At 69.4% G+C, this 18,129-nt stretch carries 18 protein-coding genes, 4 tRNA genes and 1 pseudogene; 9 read left to right on the forward strand and 14 right to left on the reverse strand.

The genetic code is table 11. From position 1 onward, the window contains the following. Positions 1-13: 13 nt before the first annotated feature. Complete coding sequence (locus tag L3Q67_RS24690; protein ID WP_499183849.1) at positions 14-520, reverse strand: MarR family winged helix-turn-helix transcriptional regulator; 507 nt, start codon at positions 518-520, stop codon at positions 14-16. 112 nt (positions 521-632) lie between these two features. On the opposite strand from L3Q67_RS24690, the gene L3Q67_RS24695 reads away from it, so the two are divergent. From L3Q67_RS24695 to L3Q67_RS24705, 3 genes are all read left to right on the forward strand, one after another. After that, on the forward strand, positions 633-1,571 hold the full coding sequence (locus L3Q67_RS24695) for an NADP-dependent oxidoreductase (RefSeq protein WP_499183850.1): 939 nt from the start codon (positions 633-635) through the stop codon (positions 1,569-1,571). 152 nt (positions 1,572-1,723) lie between these two features. Then, entirely contained in the window at positions 1,724-2,626 is a 903-nt protein-coding gene (locus tag L3Q67_RS24700; protein ID WP_499183851.1) for an AurF N-oxygenase family protein, read from the forward strand. A gap of 15 nt (positions 2,627-2,641) precedes the next feature. After that, the gene (locus L3Q67_RS24705) at positions 2,642-4,219 is read left to right on the forward strand and encodes an FAD-dependent oxidoreductase (RefSeq protein WP_499183852.1); all 1,578 of its coding nucleotides are present in this window, start codon (positions 2,642-2,644) and stop codon (positions 4,217-4,219) included. A gap of 38 nt (positions 4,220-4,257) precedes the next feature. Here L3Q67_RS24705 and L3Q67_RS24710 read toward each other — a convergent pair whose 3' ends face one another. The 3 genes from L3Q67_RS24710 to L3Q67_RS24720 all read right to left on the reverse strand — a co-directional run bounded on the left by L3Q67_RS24710 (position 4,258) and on the right by L3Q67_RS24720 (position 7,133). Then, positions 4,258-5,136, reverse strand: coding sequence for a LysR family transcriptional regulator (locus tag L3Q67_RS24710; RefSeq protein WP_499183853.1), 879 nt, complete (start codon positions 5,134-5,136; stop codon positions 4,258-4,260). 129 nt (positions 5,137-5,265) lie between these two features. Further along, positions 5,266-6,306: a carbohydrate kinase family protein gene (locus tag L3Q67_RS24715; RefSeq protein WP_499183854.1), complete on the reverse strand. Its 1,041-nt coding sequence runs from the start codon at positions 6,304-6,306 to the stop codon at positions 5,266-5,268. 110 nt (positions 6,307-6,416) lie between these two features. Next, the gene (locus L3Q67_RS24720) at positions 6,417-7,133 is read right to left on the reverse strand and encodes an ANTAR domain-containing protein (protein WP_499183855.1); all 717 of its coding nucleotides are present in this window, start codon (positions 7,131-7,133) and stop codon (positions 6,417-6,419) included. Positions 7,134-7,644: 511 nt separating this feature from the next. On the opposite strand from L3Q67_RS24720, the gene L3Q67_RS24725 reads away from it, so the two are divergent. Both L3Q67_RS24725 and L3Q67_RS24730 read left to right on the forward strand, forming a co-directional pair. Then, positions 7,645-7,965: a winged helix-turn-helix transcriptional regulator gene (locus tag L3Q67_RS24725; RefSeq protein ID WP_499183856.1), complete on the forward strand. Its 321-nt coding sequence runs from the start codon at positions 7,645-7,647 to the stop codon at positions 7,963-7,965. 78 nt (positions 7,966-8,043) lie between these two features. Beyond that, the gene (locus tag L3Q67_RS24730; RefSeq protein WP_499183857.1) at positions 8,044-8,865 is read left to right on the forward strand and encodes an NAD(P)-dependent oxidoreductase; all 822 of its coding nucleotides are present in this window, start codon (positions 8,044-8,046) and stop codon (positions 8,863-8,865) included. A 47-nt stretch (positions 8,866-8,912) separates the two neighbouring features. On the opposite strand, the gene L3Q67_RS24735 is transcribed toward L3Q67_RS24730, so the two are convergent. Beyond that, positions 8,913-10,250 carry an alpha/beta hydrolase gene (locus tag L3Q67_RS24735; RefSeq protein ID WP_499183858.1) on the reverse strand — a complete coding sequence of 446 codons (1,338 nt, stop codon included), beginning with the start codon at positions 10,248-10,250 and terminating at the stop codon, positions 8,913-8,915. 69 nt (positions 10,251-10,319) lie between these two features. Between L3Q67_RS24735 and L3Q67_RS24740 the strand changes: the two genes are divergently transcribed. After that, complete coding sequence (locus L3Q67_RS24740; RefSeq protein WP_499183859.1) at positions 10,320-10,895, forward strand: TetR-like C-terminal domain-containing protein; 576 nt, start codon at positions 10,320-10,322, stop codon at positions 10,893-10,895. 144 nt (positions 10,896-11,039) lie between these two features. Beyond that, positions 11,040-12,662 (forward strand): undecaprenyl diphosphate synthase family protein, encoded by a 1,623-nt coding sequence (gene uppS / locus L3Q67_RS24745; protein WP_499183860.1) that lies wholly within the window; start codon positions 11,040-11,042, stop codon positions 12,660-12,662. Here uppS and L3Q67_RS24750 read toward each other — a convergent pair. The 5 genes from L3Q67_RS24750 to L3Q67_RS24770 form a co-directional block, all read right to left on the reverse strand. Further along, a complete protein-coding gene (locus L3Q67_RS24750) occupies positions 12,629-13,288 on the reverse strand; it encodes a hypothetical protein (RefSeq protein WP_499183861.1) in 660 nt (219 codons plus the stop codon). The two genes, uppS and L3Q67_RS24750, sit on opposite strands and share 34 nt — an antisense overlap. Before the next feature lie 700 nt (positions 13,289-13,988). Next, positions 13,989-14,063: transfer RNA gene (locus L3Q67_RS24755), tRNA-Val, on the reverse strand. A 1-nt stretch (position 14,064) separates the two neighbouring features. Continuing rightward, a tRNA-Cys gene (locus L3Q67_RS24760) sits at positions 14,065-14,135 on the reverse strand. 25 nt (positions 14,136-14,160) lie between these two features. Beyond that, positions 14,161-14,233: transfer RNA gene (locus tag L3Q67_RS24765), tRNA-Gly, on the reverse strand. A gap of 121 nt (positions 14,234-14,354) precedes the next feature. Further along, positions 14,355-14,780 carry an SsgA family sporulation/cell division regulator gene (locus L3Q67_RS24770; protein ID WP_020672550.1) on the reverse strand — a complete coding sequence of 142 codons (426 nt, stop codon included), beginning with the start codon at positions 14,778-14,780 and terminating at the stop codon, positions 14,355-14,357. A 417-nt stretch (positions 14,781-15,197) separates the two neighbouring features. Here L3Q67_RS24770 and L3Q67_RS24775 point away from each other — a divergent pair. Continuing rightward, positions 15,198-15,269, forward strand: a tRNA-Val gene (locus tag L3Q67_RS24775). Between the two features lie 37 nt (positions 15,270-15,306). Here L3Q67_RS24775 and L3Q67_RS24780 read toward each other — a convergent pair. The 3 genes and pseudogenes from L3Q67_RS24780 to L3Q67_RS24790 all read right to left on the reverse strand — a co-directional run bounded on the left by L3Q67_RS24780 (position 15,307) and on the right by L3Q67_RS24790 (position 16,508). Beyond that, positions 15,307-15,753, reverse strand: coding sequence for a hypothetical protein (locus tag L3Q67_RS24780; RefSeq protein ID WP_499183862.1), 447 nt, complete (start codon positions 15,751-15,753; stop codon positions 15,307-15,309). 220 nt (positions 15,754-15,973) lie between these two features. Further along, a pseudogene (locus L3Q67_RS24785) lies at positions 15,974-16,042 on the reverse strand (hypothetical protein); the annotation flags it as partial. Then, positions 16,035-16,508: a hypothetical protein gene (locus L3Q67_RS24790; RefSeq protein WP_499183863.1), complete on the reverse strand. Its 474-nt coding sequence runs from the start codon at positions 16,506-16,508 to the stop codon at positions 16,035-16,037. The pseudogene L3Q67_RS24785 and the gene L3Q67_RS24790, both read right to left, overlap by 8 nt. A 35-nt stretch (positions 16,509-16,543) precedes the next feature. Here L3Q67_RS24790 and L3Q67_RS24795 point away from each other — a divergent pair, with 35 nt between their 5' ends. Next, positions 16,544-16,672: a hypothetical protein gene (locus tag L3Q67_RS24795; RefSeq protein ID WP_499183864.1), complete on the forward strand. Its 129-nt coding sequence runs from the start codon at positions 16,544-16,546 to the stop codon at positions 16,670-16,672. A 240-nt stretch (positions 16,673-16,912) separates the two neighbouring features. Here the strand turns inward: L3Q67_RS24795 and L3Q67_RS24800 are convergent, their stop codons facing one another. Next, the gene (locus L3Q67_RS24800; RefSeq protein WP_499183865.1) at positions 16,913-17,989 is read right to left on the reverse strand and encodes a serine hydrolase domain-containing protein; all 1,077 of its coding nucleotides are present in this window, start codon (positions 17,987-17,989) and stop codon (positions 16,913-16,915) included. Positions 17,990-18,129 lie beyond the last annotated feature (140 nt).

Below are 18,129 nucleotides of genomic sequence, written 5' to 3' on the forward strand. Positions count from 1 at the left end.
GCGGATCACCCGATCACTGGGCCGTTTTCCTGCGTCGCCGCGGCTCCGCCGACCGCGGCGGCGTCTGACGCATGTGGTCGCGCGCGCGGGCGAGGATGTCGGCGAGTGTCTCGATGTCGGAGCGGGACAGTGGGGCGAACAGCAGGTCGTCGAGGATCGCGATGTGGCCCGGGAAAACCCTCGCGAGCACGGCACGTCCCTCGTCGGTGATGGTGACGGTGATGCCGCGCTCGTCGTCGGCGGACGGCGTCCGGGTCACCAGGCCCCGCTTCTCCAGCGTCTGGGCCTGGTAGGTCAGTCCACTGCGGCTGTAGACGACACCGTCGGCCAGATCGGTCATCCGACGGCTGCCCGTGGGGGAGTCGCCGAGGGTGGCCAGGAGCTGGAACTGCACGTAGCTGAGATCCCCGGCCTCGCGCAACTGCTGCTCGACGGAGTGCTTGAGCAGGCTGCTCGCCTCGATGAGGGCGAAGTAGGCGCCCAGCTGCGTGGCATCCAGAGGAGGCGGCGAGGAGGTCATGCGCCGAGTCTATCGTGCTTCCAATTCGAAGTACTTGCTTCTAATTCGAAGCAGTGCTACCGTCATCCTCAGTTGCTTCGAGTTCGAAGCACGACAGTGAAGGGAAGACGCGATGAAGGCAGTACGGTTCCACGAAACGGGCGGCTCCGAGGTTCTGCGCTACGAAGACATCGACCGGCCGGTCCCCGGCGCGGGTGAGGTGCGCGTCCAGGTCGCCGGGTCGGCGTTCAACCCGGCCGACGGCGGCATCCGCGGCGGCTTCCTGCCGATTCCGGTGACCCTGCCGCACGTTCCGGGCTACGACGTGTCCGGCACGATCGACGCGCTCGGCGAGGGGGTGGACGGCTTCAACGTGGGCGAGAACGTCGTCGGGTTCATCCCCATGACCGCTGACGGCTCGGCGGCGCAGTACGTCGTCGCCCCGGCGAACGCGCTGGTGAAGGCTCCGGTGCGCATCCCGCTCGCCGATGCCGCCGGGTTGCCCTCGGTCGGGCTCACCGCCTCGCAGGCCCTGTTCGAGGCCGGCGAGCTCAAGGCCGGTCAGCGGGTGCTGATCAACGGTGCCGGTGGCCCCGTGGGCGGGTACGCCGTGCAGTTGGCCAAGCGCGCAGGTGCCCACGTCATCGCCACGGCGAGCCCGCGCAGCAGCGAGATCGTCAAGGCGGCCGGTGCGGACGAGATCATCGACCACACCGCCACCGCTGTCCTCGACGCGGTGACCGAGCCCGTCGATGTGCTGCTCAACCTGGCCCCGATCAGCCCGGACGGGTTCACTGCCCTGGCCACCCGGGTCCGTGATGGTGGCGTGGTCGTCTCCACGACACCGACCGTGACCACGCCCGGCGACGAGGAGCGGAACGTGCGCGCGGCCACGATCTTCGTCCACCCCGACGCGGAGGTGCTCTCGCACCTCGTCGCCCTCGTCGACAGCGGCGACCTCCACGTCGAGATCGCCCGGCGCGTGCCGCTGAGCGAGCTGCCCGCGATCCACCGGCAGGCCGACGCGGGAGAGATCCACGGCAAGGTCGTAGCCGTCCCGCCCGCCGTCTGACGATCCGGCCTCGACCCGTCGAAGCACCCGGTACGCGGCGAACGCAATGGCGCGCAGCCGCGAGGTGCTCTTGCTGACCCCGGGCATGACTGTTACTTTTGGGTAGCTGTGACTTTGGGTAACACCATCGACGGCGAGGCTTGGGAGCACACATGAGCACCGAATCGACGGCCCCCCACCGGGGCGGGGAAGACGTCTCCCGGCGTCTGCTCGACTCGGCCGCGACCCTGTCGTACGACCCGGCCGACGAGGTGGACTGGGACGCTCCGCTGGAGCCGGACCTCTACGGCCTGAACCCCGAGTGGAGCACCCTCTTCGGCACGCCCCTGTGGCGGGAGATGACCGAACGGCAGCGGATCACGCTGACCCGGCACGAGGTGTGCTCGATCATGAGCACCGGCATCTGGTTCGAGATGATCCTGCAGCAGATGGTGCTGCGCGACCAGTACGCCGCGGACCCCGGGCGCGCGGACTTCCAGTTCGCGCTGACCGAGATCGCCGACGAGTGCCGCCACTCGATCATGTTCGCCAGGGCGTGCGAGAAGATGGGCGCCTCCGGCTACTTCCCGACCAGGGCCAGCATCGAACTGGGCCGCGGCTTCAAGACCCTGGCCGCCGCCGAGACGGCCTACGGCGGCATCCTGGTCGCCGAAGAGGTCCTCGACGTGATGCAGCGGGACTGGATGCGCGGGGAGAACGTGCTGCCGCTGGTGCGCACCACCAGCAAGATCCACGTGGTCGAAGAGTCCCGGCACATGAAGTTCGCCCGCCAGGAGATCCGCGAGAAGATGCGCGACGCCGGGCCGGTGCGCCGGCGCACCAGCAGCCTGGTGATCGCGATCGCCGCCTACGTCATCGTGTCCAACATGGTCAACAAGGGCGTGTACGCCGCGGCGGGGCTGGACACCGAGCGGGCGGTGAAGGAGGCCGCCGGCAACACCTACCACCACGCGCTGATGCGCTCGAGCTGCGCGCACCTGATGGACTTCCTCGGCCGCGCCGGCCTGCTGACCCGCCCGGCCATGGCGATCTACCAGCGCGCCCACATGCTCTGACCGGACAGGACCGCCATGGCCTACGCGATCACCCAGAACTGCTGCAACGACGCGTCGTGCGTGTCGGTGTGCCCGGTCAACTGCATCCACCCGACGCCCGGCGAGCCCGGTTTCGCGACCGCCGAGATGCTCTACATCGATCCGCGGGCATGCATCGACTGCGGGGCCTGCGCGGACGCGTGCCCGGTGGACGCCATCGCGCCGGTCGACCTGCTGAGCGGGCCGGACACCGTCTACACCGAACTGACGCGGCAGTACTTCGCCGAACACCCGGCGGACAACGAGTGGAGCGCGCCGCGCTTCCCGCGGCCGGTGCCCGCCGAGCTGCGGGTCGCGGTGGTCGGGACCGGGCCCGCCGCGTGCTACACCGCGGAATCGTTGCTGCGCCTCGGCGCGGAGGTCAGCATGATCGAGCGGCAGCCCGTGCCCGGTGGCCTGCTGCGGTTCGGCGTCGCTCCCGATCACCCGTCGACGAAGCAGATCGGGGACACCTTCGCCGGGCTGTTCCGGCACCCTCGGCTGAGGTTGCACCTCAACGTCGAGGTCGGTGCGGACGTCAGCCACGCCGACCTCGCCGCGCACCACCACGCCGTGGTCTACGCGACCGGGGCGGCTGCCGACAAACCGCTGGGCGTGCCCGGCGAAGACCTGACCGGCGTCCTGTCGGCGACGGCGTTCGTCGCCTGGTACAGCGCACATCCCGAGGCCCCGGCCGGCGATGTCGACTTGTCCGCCGAGCGAGCGGTGATCATCGGCAACGGCAACGTCGCGCTGGACGTCGCGAGGATCCTGATGGCGGACCCCGGCGACCTCGCCCGCACCGACATCGCCGATCACGCGCTGGAAGCCTTGCGGGACAGCAAGATCCGGGAGGTGGTCCTGCTCGGGCGACGCGGACCGGAGCACGCCGCGTTCACCCGGCCGGAGTTCCTGGCGCTGCGCCACCTTCCGGGCGTGCGGGTGGTGGTGGACGGTGCGGCCGTCCGGGACGCCGACCCGGGCAGCAAGGCGGCGGTCTTCGCGGAGGTCGATGCCGAAGAGATCGACTGGAGTGCTTCGCCTCCGCCGGGCAAGCGCATCGTTTTTCGTTTCATGGCCTCTCCGGTCGGTTTCGAGGGTGGTGGCAGCGTCGAATCCGTTGCCCTGCGGGGCGGGGATTCCTTGCCCGCGAAGCTCGTGTTGCGCGCGACCGGCTACCGGGGCCGGCCGCTCTCCGGATTGCCTTTCGACGAGGAAAGCGCGACGGTGCCGCACGTCGGGGGTCGCGTCGCGGAGATGCCGGGCACCTACGTCGTCGGGTGGATCAAACGCGGTTCGAGTGGTGGTATCGGAGCGAACCGGGTCTGTGCCGCGGAAACCGTGGACGCGCTACTGGAAGACGCCGACGCGGGACGCCTGCTCCGGCCTGGTGGCAGCCGGGCGCAGTTCGGGAAACTGATCCGCCGGCGCAAGCCCGAGAGCCTGGGTGGGCGCGCCGCGTTGGCCATTGATCGAGCGGAACGCGCTTTGGGGAGTCTTGCGGGCAGGCCACGGGTGAAGTTCGCCACCGTGCAGGAGCTGGTGGCGGCGGGGAAGTCACGCTTCCGTTCTTGACGCGGTACCGGGGGAGCGGGGAGAACGATGGGCGAGCACTACAAGTGGCGGAAGTACTCGCTCGTGAAGTCGGTCAACCGCTGCGCCGCGGCGGAGAAGTAGGTGTCCGTGCGCCAGACGAGGGTCAGGACGCGGTGGCAGTCCGGGACGTCGAGGTGCGCCCAGGCGCCCGGGAGGTAGGTGCCGGCGCTGCGGGAGTACGCGGGTACCAGGCCGACGCCGAGGCCCGAGCTGATCAGGTGGCCGGTGGCGCCGGGCTCGTCGCTTTCGCAGACGTAGTGGGGTTGTAGTCCGGCCGCCGCGAACAGCCGGTCGGTCAGCTCGCGTGGCCAGTAGCCGGGGCGGGTGGTGACGAACGGTTCACCCGCGACGTCTTCCAGTCGCACGTGTTCCCGTCCGGCGAGCCGGTGTCCTTGCGGAACACCGAGGAGGACGTCCTCGCGCAGCAGTTCCCGCGTCTGCAGGTTCGGTCCCGGTAGCGGCTGGGAGGCAAGGCAGAGATCGACCTCACCGGTGTGCAGTTGTCTGGCCATGGTCGCGGCGTCGGACTGGTGGAGCCGGATGTCGACACCGGGGTGTGCGGCTCGGAAGTCGGTGATCAGCCCGGTCACGGTGAGCAGGGTTTCCGCGGCGATGGCGACGCTGCCGTGGTCGAGACCGGCGGCGTCAGCCAGTTCGCGGCGGGCGTCGTCCAGTTCGCGCAGTACCCGGTCGACTCGGCGCAGGAACCCGGCGCCGAATCGGTTGAGTCGTAGCCCTCGCCCCACCCGGTCGAACAGCGGAACGCCGAGATCGTCCTCCAGCCGGGCGATCGCGCGGCTGAGCGAGGGCTGGGCGATGCGAAGCTCGGAAGCGGCCTGGCTGAGGTGTTCGCGGCGGGCCACCGCCTGGAAGTAGCGCAGCTGGAGCAGGTCCACGGTTCATAGCCCCAACGTCATGAACAGAGGCGAACTTCGGTCCGGGACAGCATAGATCGAGGTCGGGGCTCCTGGTGACCTTGATATGGCCATCACCGGTGGCACGGGTGCCTACCGCGCCTTCATCAGCTAGGGCTGGAAGCGGCGCGCCGGGTGGGGAGGCACGCACGGCAGATCCGCTGTGAGCTGACTTCTGCCGGTGAAGTCGGATTCGGCTGGGCGAGGCGGTGAGGGCTGGGCGGGGAAACTCAGTGCCGCCAGGTGGGGTGCCAGAGCCGTGGGGCTGAGGCTGGGTCTGCCGCCTGACCGGACCATGGTCGTGGCGGAAGCGGCCACCGCCAGTGCGGCGGCTTTGCGTGGGTCGGCCCCGCGGGCGAGTGCGAAGGTCAGGCCGGCGACCAGGGCGTCCTCCCCGCCGGTGGTGTCCACCGGGGCGCGAACGGCCAGGGGCAGGATCACGTGCTCGTCTTCCCAGAGGAAAACGTTGCCGTCCTCGCCCGCGGCCAGCGCGACCAGGCCGGGACCCCTGCCGAGGAGCTCCCGGCCGGCCCGCAGGGCTGCTTCGGCGGAGTCCAGCCGCTGGCCGGTCAGCTGTTCGCCGTCGTGCTGGTCGAGCCGGAGCACGTCGGTGAGGGCCAGTAGTTCCGTCGTCGGTGACTGTCCGCCAGGGATCCCGTCGAGCACCACCCGCCGTCGTGCGGCCTTGGCCGTCCGGGCGGCTGCCAGCACCGTGTCGATCGGTTGCCGCGAGTGCAGGAGCACCGAGGGCGCGCTGGTCAGCACGAGTGTGGCGGCGAGGATGTCGGCTTCGGTGAGCAGGAGGATGTCGGGCAGGTGTTCGAGGTGGTGCCATCGCCCGCCGTCGGTGTGCAACTCCACGATGAGCCCGGTGCCACTGCCGGGACGGCGGACCACCGCTGTGGTGTCGATGCCCTCGGCGTGGGCGTGATCGAGGGCCGCGTCGGCTACGCAGTCGTCGCCGACCACCCCGATCAGGCTCACCGCCGCACCGAGCTGGGCCAGTGCCACCGCGAGGTTCGCGCCCTTGCCGCCCAGCGTTTCGCGCCGGATCCGCATCGCCGCCGCGTCACCGGGTGGTGGCAGGTCAGGCAGTTCCAGCACCAGGGAGCGGGCGATCTGCCCGGCCACCGCCACCTCGGTCGTTTCCATCGGCTCAGCCTCGATTCCCATCCGCTCTTGCCATACCCGGGAAGTGACGGCGGAAACCGGGAAGATCGAGATCGACCCTGTCGGGGTCGGCAGCTTCGCCGCTTCGTGACCTAAAGGTGGTGGTCGTCGAGTTGCAGGCGGTGGGAGAGGGTGTCGCGGGCGACGTCGGTCAGGGAACGGTCGTGGTGGAAGGCGTGCGCGCGGAGCCGGGCCAGTGCCTGATCGGGCGGGATGGCCAGGGAGCCGGCGAGGAAACCGGCGGCTTGCTGGACTTCCTCCCGGTAGCGGCGCAGGCCGTCGCCGCGGCCGGAGTCGCTGACCAGCAGACTCTGCACGCTCTGCAGCAGCAAGGGCAGCAGCCCTTGCCGGACGCGATGGAAATCGCGGAACTGCCCCGGGGTCATGGCACCGGGCGTGGTCCGGTAGCCGGTGAGGGCGCCGGAAATTCCGCCGTGGACCCGTAGTGGGGCGGCGATGACGGCTCGGGCCGAGGCCTGCGCCGCGGCGGGCAGGAACAAGGGCCAGCGGGCCTGGTCGGTGGTGGTCAGATCGGGCTCGAACACCGTGTAGTCCACCTGGGCGGCTTCCAGCGTGGGACCGTCACCGAGGGTGTACTGCAGGTTGTCCAGTTCGGGCGCCGGCCCGTCGGCGGGGTCGCACCACACCAGGTCCAAGGTTCCGGCGGCGGTGATCACGTCGATGGCGAGGGCATCCAGGCCGAGGCGCTCGGCGATGCGCAGAGAGGTCGCGGCGCCGAGATGCTGCCCGTTCAGTGCCGCGTGGTGCAGGCGAGCCAGGATGGTTTCGAGGTCTTCGGGCGGTGTCACACCGCCACCGCGGAGCCCGCCATCCCAGGTGCCGCCTGGGCGGCGGCGGAACAACGTTCGGGGTTGTGCATCGGAGTCGCCTGTCGAGTGGGTCCCGCCGCCGCGGTGACGAGGATCCGGTCACCAGCGAGCGCAGGAGCAGTTCAACCCGCAAAGGGGCGCGTCATGCCCGCTGGCAGGTGCTCGGCTCGCCTCGTTTTCGGTAGCCCGCCCAAGGCCACATTCCGACAGGTTCCACACAGTCTGAACGACCTCACGATACTTCACCCAGTGTAGCGTTACGCCGGAGACCGAACGCGGCTGGTACACGGGGTCGAGGCGGACCGCGCGAGCAGACCATGACGCTGTCCAAAGTGGAGGGACGCTCACCGTCGTGGATGCCCAGCCGTCCAACGGGCCGGCGGGTCGGGCACAGCCTGGTCGGCAGGTCCGTCGTCCGCTACTGCGATCGCCGTCGAGTGCCCCGCACGCCCTAGCATGGCAGCGGACGCGATCGGTCGGAGGTGCGGACGTGCGGGCGAGACCTGGTGATCACCACTGTGCCCTGGACGCGGTGCTGGGCATGCTGAGCGGGAAGTGGAAGGTCCTCCTGCTGTGGGAACTGTCCGAGCGGCCACGCCGTTTCGGTGACCTCCGCCGTGCGCTGGACGGGATCAGCGAGAAGGTGCTGAGCGCGCATTTGCGGGAATTGGAAAATGACGGCCTGTGCCTGCGGACGGAACGTCCGGGTGCGGTGTTGCACGTCGAGTATTCGCTGACCGGCGCCGGCGCGGGGCTGCTGGGCGCGCTGGGGCCGCTCACCGAATGGAGCCTGACCCACCTCCGGGCCTGAGTGCTTACTTTTTTGTGCGTACTTGCCGGCTTTCCCGTTCTCCGCCGAAGATCGGTGCGACGGAATGGGGGTACTTCGATGACGGTGACGGTTCTCGGGCTGGGCGCGATGGGACAGGCGCTCGCCTCGGCTTTCGTGAAGGCGGGCCTGCCGACCACGGTGTGGAACCGGTCGGCGGGCAAGGCGGAGGCGTTGGCCGGACTGGGCGCCGTGCGCGCCGCGACGGTGGCCGACGCGGTGCTCGCGGCGGATCTGGTCGTGGTGTGCGTGCTCGACTACGCCGCGGTGCGTGAGGTGCTGGAGCCGGTGGCGGAACAGTTGTTCGGGCGGGTCCTGCTCAATGTCACCAACGGGATCGCCGCGGACGCACGCCGGCTCGCCGGGTGGGCCGCCGCGCACGGGGTGTCCTATGTGGATGGTGGGATCATGGCGATCCCGCAGGGGATCGGGCGCCCCGAGTCGGTCATCCTCTACAGCGGCTCGCGTGAGGCGTTCGACCGGTGGGCCGTCCCGCTCGGTGCCTGGGGCACCGGCAAGTTCCTGGGCACGGACCCGGGTCTCGCGGCACTGCACGATCTCGCCCTGCTCGGCGCCATGTACGGCATGTTCGCCGGTGCCTTCCACGCGACCGCGATGGCGGGCACGGAAGGCGTGCCCGCCGAGCGGTTCACCGAGGACCTGCTGGTGCCCTGGCTGCACTCGATGGTGGACGTGCTGCCGATGCTGGCCGGGGACACCTCGGTTTCCGAGGAGCGGCTGCTCGTCGAGCGGGTCGCGCTGACGAACATCGTCGGCACGTCGGCCGCGCAGGGCGTGCCGGAGCGGCTGGTCGCGCCCCTGCGCTCCCTCCTGGACGCCCACGCGCGTCCGGCACTCGGTGAGTCATCGCCTGGGGCGTAACGATTCCAGGAAGCACCGGCCTGTGTGCCGATCTTGGTGGTGGTGAACTACCGCGCTCCTTCTCCTTGGAGGAAGGCGGGGACGTCGGTGCGGGCTGGGTAGTTCGGCAAGGGCGCCGCCTTGTCCTGCAGGAACGCGTCGACGACCGCGCCGGCCGTTTCGTCGTTGTCGTCGAGGCCGTTCCACATGTGGTGCCCGACGCCGGGCAGGTACTGGGTTCGTTCGACCGCCGGGTTGCCGTCGAGGATCGCGGTGGCCCATTGACGGGTCTGCGACGAGCATTCGGCGATCATCACCATCGCGGGCACGGTGGACCGCGCCAGCTGCGGGGCGATCGAGGGCGAGTCCTTGATCGTCTCCTGGATCCGCAGGCTCGCGGCGGCGCTGAAGGAGAAATTGCCGGCGGTGTCCTCGGCGGGAATGCGGTGCGCGTCCTGTGCGCAGTAGGCGGATGCGGTGTCGCTGCCCAGATCGGCGGCCGCGAAGGCGTTGGCGCCTTCGGCCTGGCCGATCAGGCCGGTGCCGGGCGAGAGCAGGCCCAGCCGCATGAGGCTGAACGCGACGGCATACCTCGGGATGCGGGTGGCTCGGGGGCCGTTCATCGCCGGGGCGAGGTCGCGGGCGTTCGGCCGTCCTTGCTGCCCGGTGACCTGCGTGGTGGGGCCGTCCATCGGACCGGGCTCGGCGATGACCGCCCTGTGCACGCGGGTGGCGACGTCGGGCTCGGCCAGCGCCCGGGTGAGGACGACCGCTCCCGCGGAGAAGCCGAGAACGTCGACCTGCCCTTGGTTCAGGCGGTCGATGAACGCCGCGAGGTCGCGGACCGACCTGGAAATGTCGTACTGGTCGATGGGCAGCAGATCGCTCCGGCCGCCGCCGGCTTGTTCGTAGGCGTAGACGTCGTAGCCCTGCCGTGCCAGTAGTTGCAGGAAACGGTGGTCGAGTACCGAAATGCCGCGGACGGGACCGCCGTGGAGGTAGACGAGGGGAGTCGCGCGGCGAGCGCTGCCCGTGGGCGGGTAGTGGTAGACCGCGACCCGGCTGCCCGTGGCCAGGCTCCATTGCTGCGTGGTCACGAACGGCAGGGCGGCCGGTTTGACCCGGTCGGTCGGTGCGCTCGGAACGCAGACCACGGCGGCCAGCGCGACGGCGAGGATCACCGGCAGGAACGGCATCCACCGTCGTGACCCGGCACGGCGGCGGGCGCGCCACACCGCGACAGCGGCTCCCACTCCCAGGGTCGCCAGCCACGCCGGCAGTCCGGAGGCCGCCCCGTCGGTCAGGACGAGCAGCGCCAGGAACAGGGCGACCAGTCCGAGGACGGCCACGGCGGCGAGGCACAGGCGAGCGGTGAAACGGGCGAAACGGCGGACGGATTTCGGCACCACGCCTCCAGCAAGAGTTTCCGAACTTAGTTTCAAAACTAAGTTAGCACGCCGGTTAGACTGGTCGGCGTGGGCAGGCCGAAGACGAACGACGACACCGTGAAGGAGCGTCTTGTCGAGTCGGCCACCGAACTGCTGGCCACCCGCCCGCTCGAATCGATCACGGTCCGCGCGCTGGCGACCGGGGCCGGGGCCGCGACAGCGGCGGTGTACACGCTGTTCGGCAGCAAGGACGCGCTGATCGCCGAGGTGCGCGGCAGGGCTGTCGCGGGATTGTTCCGCGAACTGTCGGCGGTGCCGGCCACCGACGACCCACTCGCCGACCTCTACGCCCTCGCCTGCGCCTACCGGCGCTGGGGGCGTGTGCACGCCCATCTCTACGCCGCGTTGTTCGGCGGCGTGCAGACCTTCAATCCGGCGGGCGCGGTCGGCACCCGCGATCCCGTCGCCCCGCTCCTGAACGCCATCGACCGCGCCCTGGCGGCGGCCAAGCTCACCGGCGACGCCACCACGATCGCGCTCTCCCTCTGGGTGACCCTGCACGGGATCGTCACCCTCGAACTGGCCGGGGCGCTCAACACCGGCACAGCCGAGAAAACCTTCCAAACGGCCATCCCCGCGGCTATTCGCGGGTGGACGGCCTGACCGGCCGTCCACCCGGGACGGTGCGCGGTCGTTGCCGGGCGTTGACCAGTTGACCGATTTCACCCGCTGGGCCAGCTCGTCTGTCCAGGAGTGAACGCGGCATCGCTGAATGTGGTGACGAGGGGTCGGCGCTACCTTTCGCCGGTGACGCGCGCGCGAGGGGCCCGGCTGGACACCACCACGACACCGGAACTGCGGAGGTCGTATCGGTTGTGCGAGCGGGTCGCCCAGTCCCTCCCGGCGATGTGGACCGCGAGCGAAGCACTGCCGGACAGCGTCCGGCCGCATGTGCGGGCGTTGAACGCTTTCGCCGTGTGGACCGATCGCCTGGCCGACGACCACCCGTCGGCGGACCGGCGGCAGCGGCTGATCCGCTGGTGCGCGGACACGCTCGCCGAGGTGCGTGCCGGTCGCACCGAGCACCCGCTGCGCCGGGCGCTGGTGCACACAATGCGCGGCTGGGACCTCGACATCGAGCTGTTGCGGGAACTGCTGGAGACCACCCTCGCCGACAACGCCGCCCCACCCCGGTTCGCCACTGTCGCCGACCAGCGCCGCTTTCTGCGCGGGGTGGCCGGAACGGTCACCGAACTGTGGACACCGATGCTGGACCCACACGACACACGGGCGCCCTCGTTGATGTCACTGCTGGGCGAGGCGTGCCAGCTGGTCGACATCCTGCAGGACCTCCCGGTCGACCTGGCCGCCGGACGGTGCTACCTGCCCGGTGACGACCTGACCCGGCTCGGCCTGGAAGCCGAAGATCTGCACCGTGGCGAGGGAAGCGAGGCGCTCGGCGAGCTGGTCGAGGCGCAGGTCGGCCGGACACGGGAACTGCTGCGGCAGGCGGCGCCGGTGGCGGGCATGGTGCGCGTCGACTGCCAGCCGTTCCTGCACACGATCCTCCTCGGCGTGGAGTTCGCGCTCGAGGAGGCAGGCAACCTGGGGGCGCGGGTGCTGACGGAGGGCATCGACACCGCGGTGGCCACCGGCACACGTTTACCCGGCGATCCCGAGCCGGTGGTCGCGGCGCCCGCGCACGTGGCGGTGATCCTCGACGGGAACCGCCGGTGGGCCGCCGACCACGGCCTGCCCGCCATCGAAGGGTACAGCGCAGGGATGCGTGCCGTGCTCCGGTTGGCGCATTCCGCGCTGCGGCTGCGGATCACCGAGGTGAGCTTGTTCGCGTTCTCGACCGAGAACTGGAACCGTTCGCCCGAGGAAGTGGCCGGTTTGTTCGAAGTGATGGCCGAGGGCATCGCCAGGGGGATGCGGTGGCTGCACGGGCACGGTGTCCGGGTGTGCTGGCGCGGCCGCCGCGACCGGCTGGAGCGGTCGCTGGCGTCCGCGCTGGCGGTGGTGGAGAGCATGACGTCGAACAACCGGGGCATGGTGCTGAACATCTTCGCCGACTACGGCGGCCACGACGAGATCGTCGGCGCCGCCCGCGCGCTCGCCGCCGAGGCGGTCGCCGGGCGGATCCTGCCGCAGGACATCAGCGCGCACGCGGTCGCCGGGCACCTGGCCGCGCCGGGCCTGCCCGCGGTCGACCTGCTCATCCGCACCTCGGGCGAACAGCGTCTGAGCAACTTCCTGCCCTGGCACGCCGCCTACGCCGAATTCGTGTTCGACCCGGTGCCCTGGCCCGATTTCACCCACGCCCACCTGCGCTCGGCGATCACCGAGTACGCCGGGCGCCGGCGCCGCTTCGGCAGCGACGTCCAGGACGCCGGTCAGGGCATCGGCGCTGCCGCGGGCGGGGTGTAGACGCCGGCGGCGTTCAGGCGTGCCACCACGGTGTCCGGGGTGAACACCTTCGAACCCAGCAGTGCCTCCAATGCGTCCAATGCCTCGGGGGTCGGGCGGCAGGGCACCTCGGTCAGCCAGATCTCCAGCGGCTGACCAGGCGGCGCGGGTTCGGCCAGCAGCGTGCCTTCCGCCAGTGCGCACCGGAACAGGGGCAACACCCCGGCTTCCACGTCGTCGAGCCGGTACCTCGCCGACACCACACCGTTTTCCAGACCGGCATCGAGCTCGGCGAGCCGGAACTCGCCCTTCGGGGTCCGCAGGATCAGACCGCCGTCGACCTGGCTGTAGCCCTGCGCTCGCGACAGATCCGTCAGCGACGGATCACCGGTCGCCGCACGCGCGGGGAACCGCACCGCCTTGCCCGCGTCGCTGACCACCAGCGTGGCCGGCGCGACGGGCTCGATCGAGGCACCCACCCGTTCGAGGGCGTCGTGGCTTTCCTTCGTTTTCCGGAGCTCGGCCCATCCTTCCGAGACCGTGCCCCACCCGGCCTGCGCCGATTCCCCCGACGCCGTCTTCGCCAGCGCCGCGAGCATCGGCGCGGCCAGCAGCCCGCCCAGCAGAGTTCGCCTTGTCGTGCTCATTCCCGCGTGTCCCCCCTTTTTCCGGGGCCGTGGTGGCCCGGCCTCCATCGTGCGGCCGGACCGAGCGTCACGCCTGCCGTGTAAGGCAACCCCACTCGAACGAACGAGACACGCTCCCGCGAATCCGCAGGGGCGCGGACGCGGCTCGTTCCCGCGATCGCAATCAACCAGTACGTGGAACTGCTGATGAGGGAGTCAGGGGGCAGCTATGGCGAAGCGCGTAGTAGGGGAGATGGCGGGCTGAATCACCCGGAAAGCCAGTGGGAACACCAAGACCGAGGCAAAGAGCAAGCTACTCGGTTCGGGACGCGGTTGAGGACTGGCTGAAATACGGCTTGAACGGCCGGACGGACAGCACGAAGAAGAACCGTCGGTTGCTTGCCGAGGGTCACGTTATTTCCGCTCTTGGCGCCCGGAAACTTCGGGATCTGACTCCCGAGGACGTCGACAAGTGCTCAGGGACGCCGGGATCGAAGCAGGGGAGTGGACGCCGCGAGAACTTCGCCACAGCTTCGTCTCGCTGCTCTCTGACAGCGGTGTGCCAATCGAGCAGATCTCCCGGCAAGGGCAAGACCGTTACGGAAGCTGATCTACCGGCACCAGCTCAATCCGATGATGGAGGCTCAGGACTGGTAGTCACTCAGTTAGTCACCCGGACGTAAATCAGCCCCCATCCGAAGCGTCCGGATGGGGGCTGACCTGGTGCGCGATACTGGGATTGAACCAGTGACCTCTTCCGTGTCAGGGAAGCGCTCTCCCGCTGAGCTAATCGCGCGAGGTGGAGACGGGATTCGAACCCGTGTACACGGCTTTGCAGGCCGTTGCCTCGCCTCTCGGCCACTCCACCGTGTCAGGCCCGAGTAGGCCTTCCGAGCGGACGACGGGACTCGAACCCGCGACCCTCACCTTGGCAAGGTGATGCGCTACCAGCTGCGCTACGTCCGCATTTTTGCCGCTCGCCCGGGGTTTCCCTCGCTCGCGGTGTGTGAAGAACTTTAGCCGATCCCCCGAACCCCGGTTGCAGGGGGGTGGCCATTGGCTCGCGCGGCCCGCTGAGCAGGCCGGATCAGCTCAAGTCGTTCGGGATCAGGTGGGTCAGCGCATCGTCGACGTCGACCCACAGGTGCTCGTTGCCGGGCAGCACCACGTCGTAGGTCCGGTCGAGGAAGTCGGCGAGCTCCTGTGCCGAGGCTTCGAACATCGCGTGCCCCGACGGCGAGTTCAGCTCGATCAGCACGGACTCGGGATCCTCCACCGAGGGCCGGATGCGAACGTCCCCGTCGCCGGCGTCGGCGAGCAGGCCGTCGGCGAGCAGGTCACGTGCGTACACCCATTCGACCCAGCCGGCGCGGCCGGTGCGGAACGCGGCGACGACCGCGTACGGGTCGCGAGTGTCGTAGCGCAGCTCCACCTTCACGGGGACTGCGGGCGTCCGCGGGGCCAGCAGGTCGAAGACCGCGGTCGAGCGGAGCGTCACGTGATCGTTGCGCATCGTCCTACCCTTCACTCCTCTCCCGGTCCAGGTTGACCGAGTCGCGACGTTGAGACGTACGGAGGCGTCGTGTCGCTCGCGGAATCCCCGAAGATCACCCATACGGGGTCATCTCGCGCGGCCGCTCGCTCCATCATCACCCCTGGCCTCCGGGCCGCCGCACGCGCCCTGGCTGATCTCCCACGGGTCCATACTGCTCGGTTTGATCCCGCCGCGATAGCGCTGTCGCGCGAATGTCGGTAGTCCCCTAGTGCGCCGAGCGCGTCCGAGGCCATCGCTACCACGATGTTGTTCGCTCCGTATCGGACGATGAGCGGAACGTGGCCACCCGTTTGGACGGCCCCGTTTCCGCTTAACGGGACCCCGGTGTGCGGGCCCGTCGCGGGGGTGCGCTACTGTGTTCACACACCGCAAGCGGGGCGATTAGCTCAGCGGGAGAGCGCTTCGTTCACACCGAAGAGGTCACTGGTTCGATCCCAGTATCGCCCACGTCCCGTACTTGCAGGTCAACGGCCTATCGACGTAGTCAGTCGATGGGCCGTTCTGCTGTCTGCGGGAACAAACGGCGGCAGGCGATCTTGACCACAGTCAGGTCGAGCAAGCGCTGGACGTGGGAGTAGATGCAGGACCTCGGGTAGCTCGTCCTCGATGAACCAAGTTTTGTGGGTGTGACGCAGGTCATGGAATGCATGCCCGGCTTGATGGGTGTCCAGCCCAGTTCCAGGCGACCGCCGAGTTCGTGCAGGGCCCCGTCGGTCCGGGTGATGGGGATCCGGGCCTGGTTCAGGTCCACTCGGGACCATTGCAGGCCGACCAGTGTGGCGTGGGCGGGGGACAGGCGGCGGGTGGTCCGGTCCACTTCCTCGGCGGTGGCGAAGGGTCGCTCAAGTTGCGGCGCAGTGATTCGACCCAGCCCTTGATGACCATTCTGGACAGTTCGCCGGGTGAATGTGCTGGAATCGCGATGGATCACGCCCGGGCGCGGTGGTAAGGCCACGCCGCCCGGCGCCCCCCTCGGTTCCCGGATCCGTCACGGGGTGTTCTGCAATTGATCAACGGTTCTTCTTGCCGTCGAGCCTCAGGGTGTCGGCATCGTCGCGATGCGTTCCGGTGGAGCCGACGTGCTTGTCCTCGATCCGGGCGCCGTTCTTGATGACGTGCACCAGTGCCATACCGTGTCCGCGGCCGAGGTCGTAATCCTCTTTCAGCCAGCTCAGGATGACGCCGGCTTTTGTGTGCCCGGTGCGTTTCCGGTCATGAATTCCCGGCGAGGACTTCGCGCAGCTTGCCGGCGAAAGCGTCGGGCTCGCCGGTCATGCCGTACTCGCCGCCGAGGAATCCGTCGTGACCGCCGGGGAACACCACGGGCGTGGCGTCGAGCCGTTCGGCGACGGCAACGGCCGCCCGGCCGGGCAGGATACTGCCGGACTCGGTTCCCACCCCGATGACGACCCGGGTCGATGCCGAGCGAAGCGCGTCGAAGTCGTGCCGGTAGTGGTTCGACGTCACCATGTTCTGCCCGACGAGCGGGTCATCGCGTGAGCCGTCGTCCGCAGTCGGCAATCCGAAGAGGGCGGGATCCGCCGGCTGGTCCGCGAATCCGGCAGGGATAGGACCTTCGTGGCTGACCAGCATGATGAACTTCGCCATCGCCGCGCCGAACCCATCGCGCCGGTAGGTCCGGTTGATCTCCAGTGCCGCGGCCAGTGCCGCGTCGCGGTCCGGCAACTCCGGTCGGCGGGTCGGTCGTCACCGGCATCGGGTTGGCACCTGCCCTGCTCGCCTGCGGCGCGGTCTACCTGGTGACCACGACGGTGCTCGCGCTGCTGCCCTCGATGCGACATGAATGGTCCACAAAGGATAAAGTCGAACGGGGCTCGGCGGTGGACTGAACCCTCCGGTGCGCGCGACGACATCGTCGGGCCGGGTCCGGCTATCACCCCCGGCCTGCGCAACCGATCGCGGTCACGGGCGTACCACCGCGCTGGCGCAACCCGAGCACCGGAGCGTTCGTGTCATTCCGTCACGATGCGGCCGCGTGGTTTCGCGGCCCGCCCTCCTGTGTCGAAGCTGTTCAGCGGCCTCGGCGCAGGAGGGGGCGGGTGGCGGGCTTGCGCAGCCGGGTTCGGGGGTCAGGGGACGGCCGGGCAGAACTTCGCTTCGAGCACGGATTTGACCGTGGTGAGGTCGGGGGTCATCTGGTCGGTGTTCATGCCGAGTCCGACCAGGTGCTTCCCGTCACGGGTGCCGAAGGAGAAGGTCATCGCGCCGCTGATGGCGCCGCCGACGCCCCAGACCTCCGTCCCGCACCCCAGCGTCCAGGACCAGGCGCCGAGACCGTAGGTGGTGCCGGAGATCCAGGGTTCGATCTCCTTGCCGGTGGCGGGATCCTTGACCACGGTCCGGACCATGGTGAACATTTCCCGCTGCTGGGCGGGCCGGAGGATCCGTCCCTGGAGCAGGGCCCGGGTGAACTTGTTGACGTCCTCGACCGTGGAGACCATGCCACCGGCCGCCCAGCCGTAGGACACGTTCTGCTCGGTCACGTCGTAGACCTTGGCGCCGGGCTCGTTCACGAACAACGTCGAGTAGTGCCGCGGGTGGGGCCCGCGTATCTCCACTTCGTCGCCCGGCAGGTAGGTCCCTTCCAGGTGGAGCGGCAGGACGATCCGCTGCCTGATCTCGTCGGCGAGCGTATTCCCGGTCACCTTCTCGATGATCATCCCGGCGAGGATGTAGCCGGTGTTGGAGTAGACGAAGCCGTCCCCGGGCTCGGCGAAGTAGCGCGGGTTGCGCAGGCCGACCTCCACCAGCTGCTCGGGGGTGTAGCTGTCGAAGCGGTGTTCGAAGAAGGCTTGCCCGGTCTTCGCGATTTCCGCGTCGTTGCCGTAGTTGAAGATCCCGCTGGTGTGGTTGAGCAGGTGCCGGATGGTGATCTCGCGGCCGTCGTTGCGGTTGCCGCGGACCAGGCCGGGAAGCCACTTCTCCACTTTGTCGTCGAGGTCCAGCTCGCCGGTGGCTTCCAGTTGCAGCACGACCGTGGCGGTGAACGCCTTGGCGGCGCTCCCGATGCGGATCCGCTCGTGCGGGCCTTGCCGGCGACCGGTCACGGTGTCGGCCACCCCTGCTCTGCCGAACCAGCTCTGGTGGCCTTCGAGGACCTCGGCGACCATGCCGGGCACCCCGTTTTCGGCCACGGCCCGGTTCATGGCGCGCTGCACCACGGCATTGCCGGGACGGACGGTCGCCGGGTTCGCTGCCAAGACCGCCGCCGGGGCCACCTCCGCGTCCGTCGTAACAGCTACTTCTCCGACGTTTTCGGTGCACCCCGTCATCACCATCCCCGCAA

This window comes from Saccharothrix sp. AJ9571 (assembly GCF_021725495.1).
GTDB lineage: Bacteria > Actinomycetota > Actinomycetes > Mycobacteriales > Pseudonocardiaceae > Amycolatopsis > Amycolatopsis magusensis.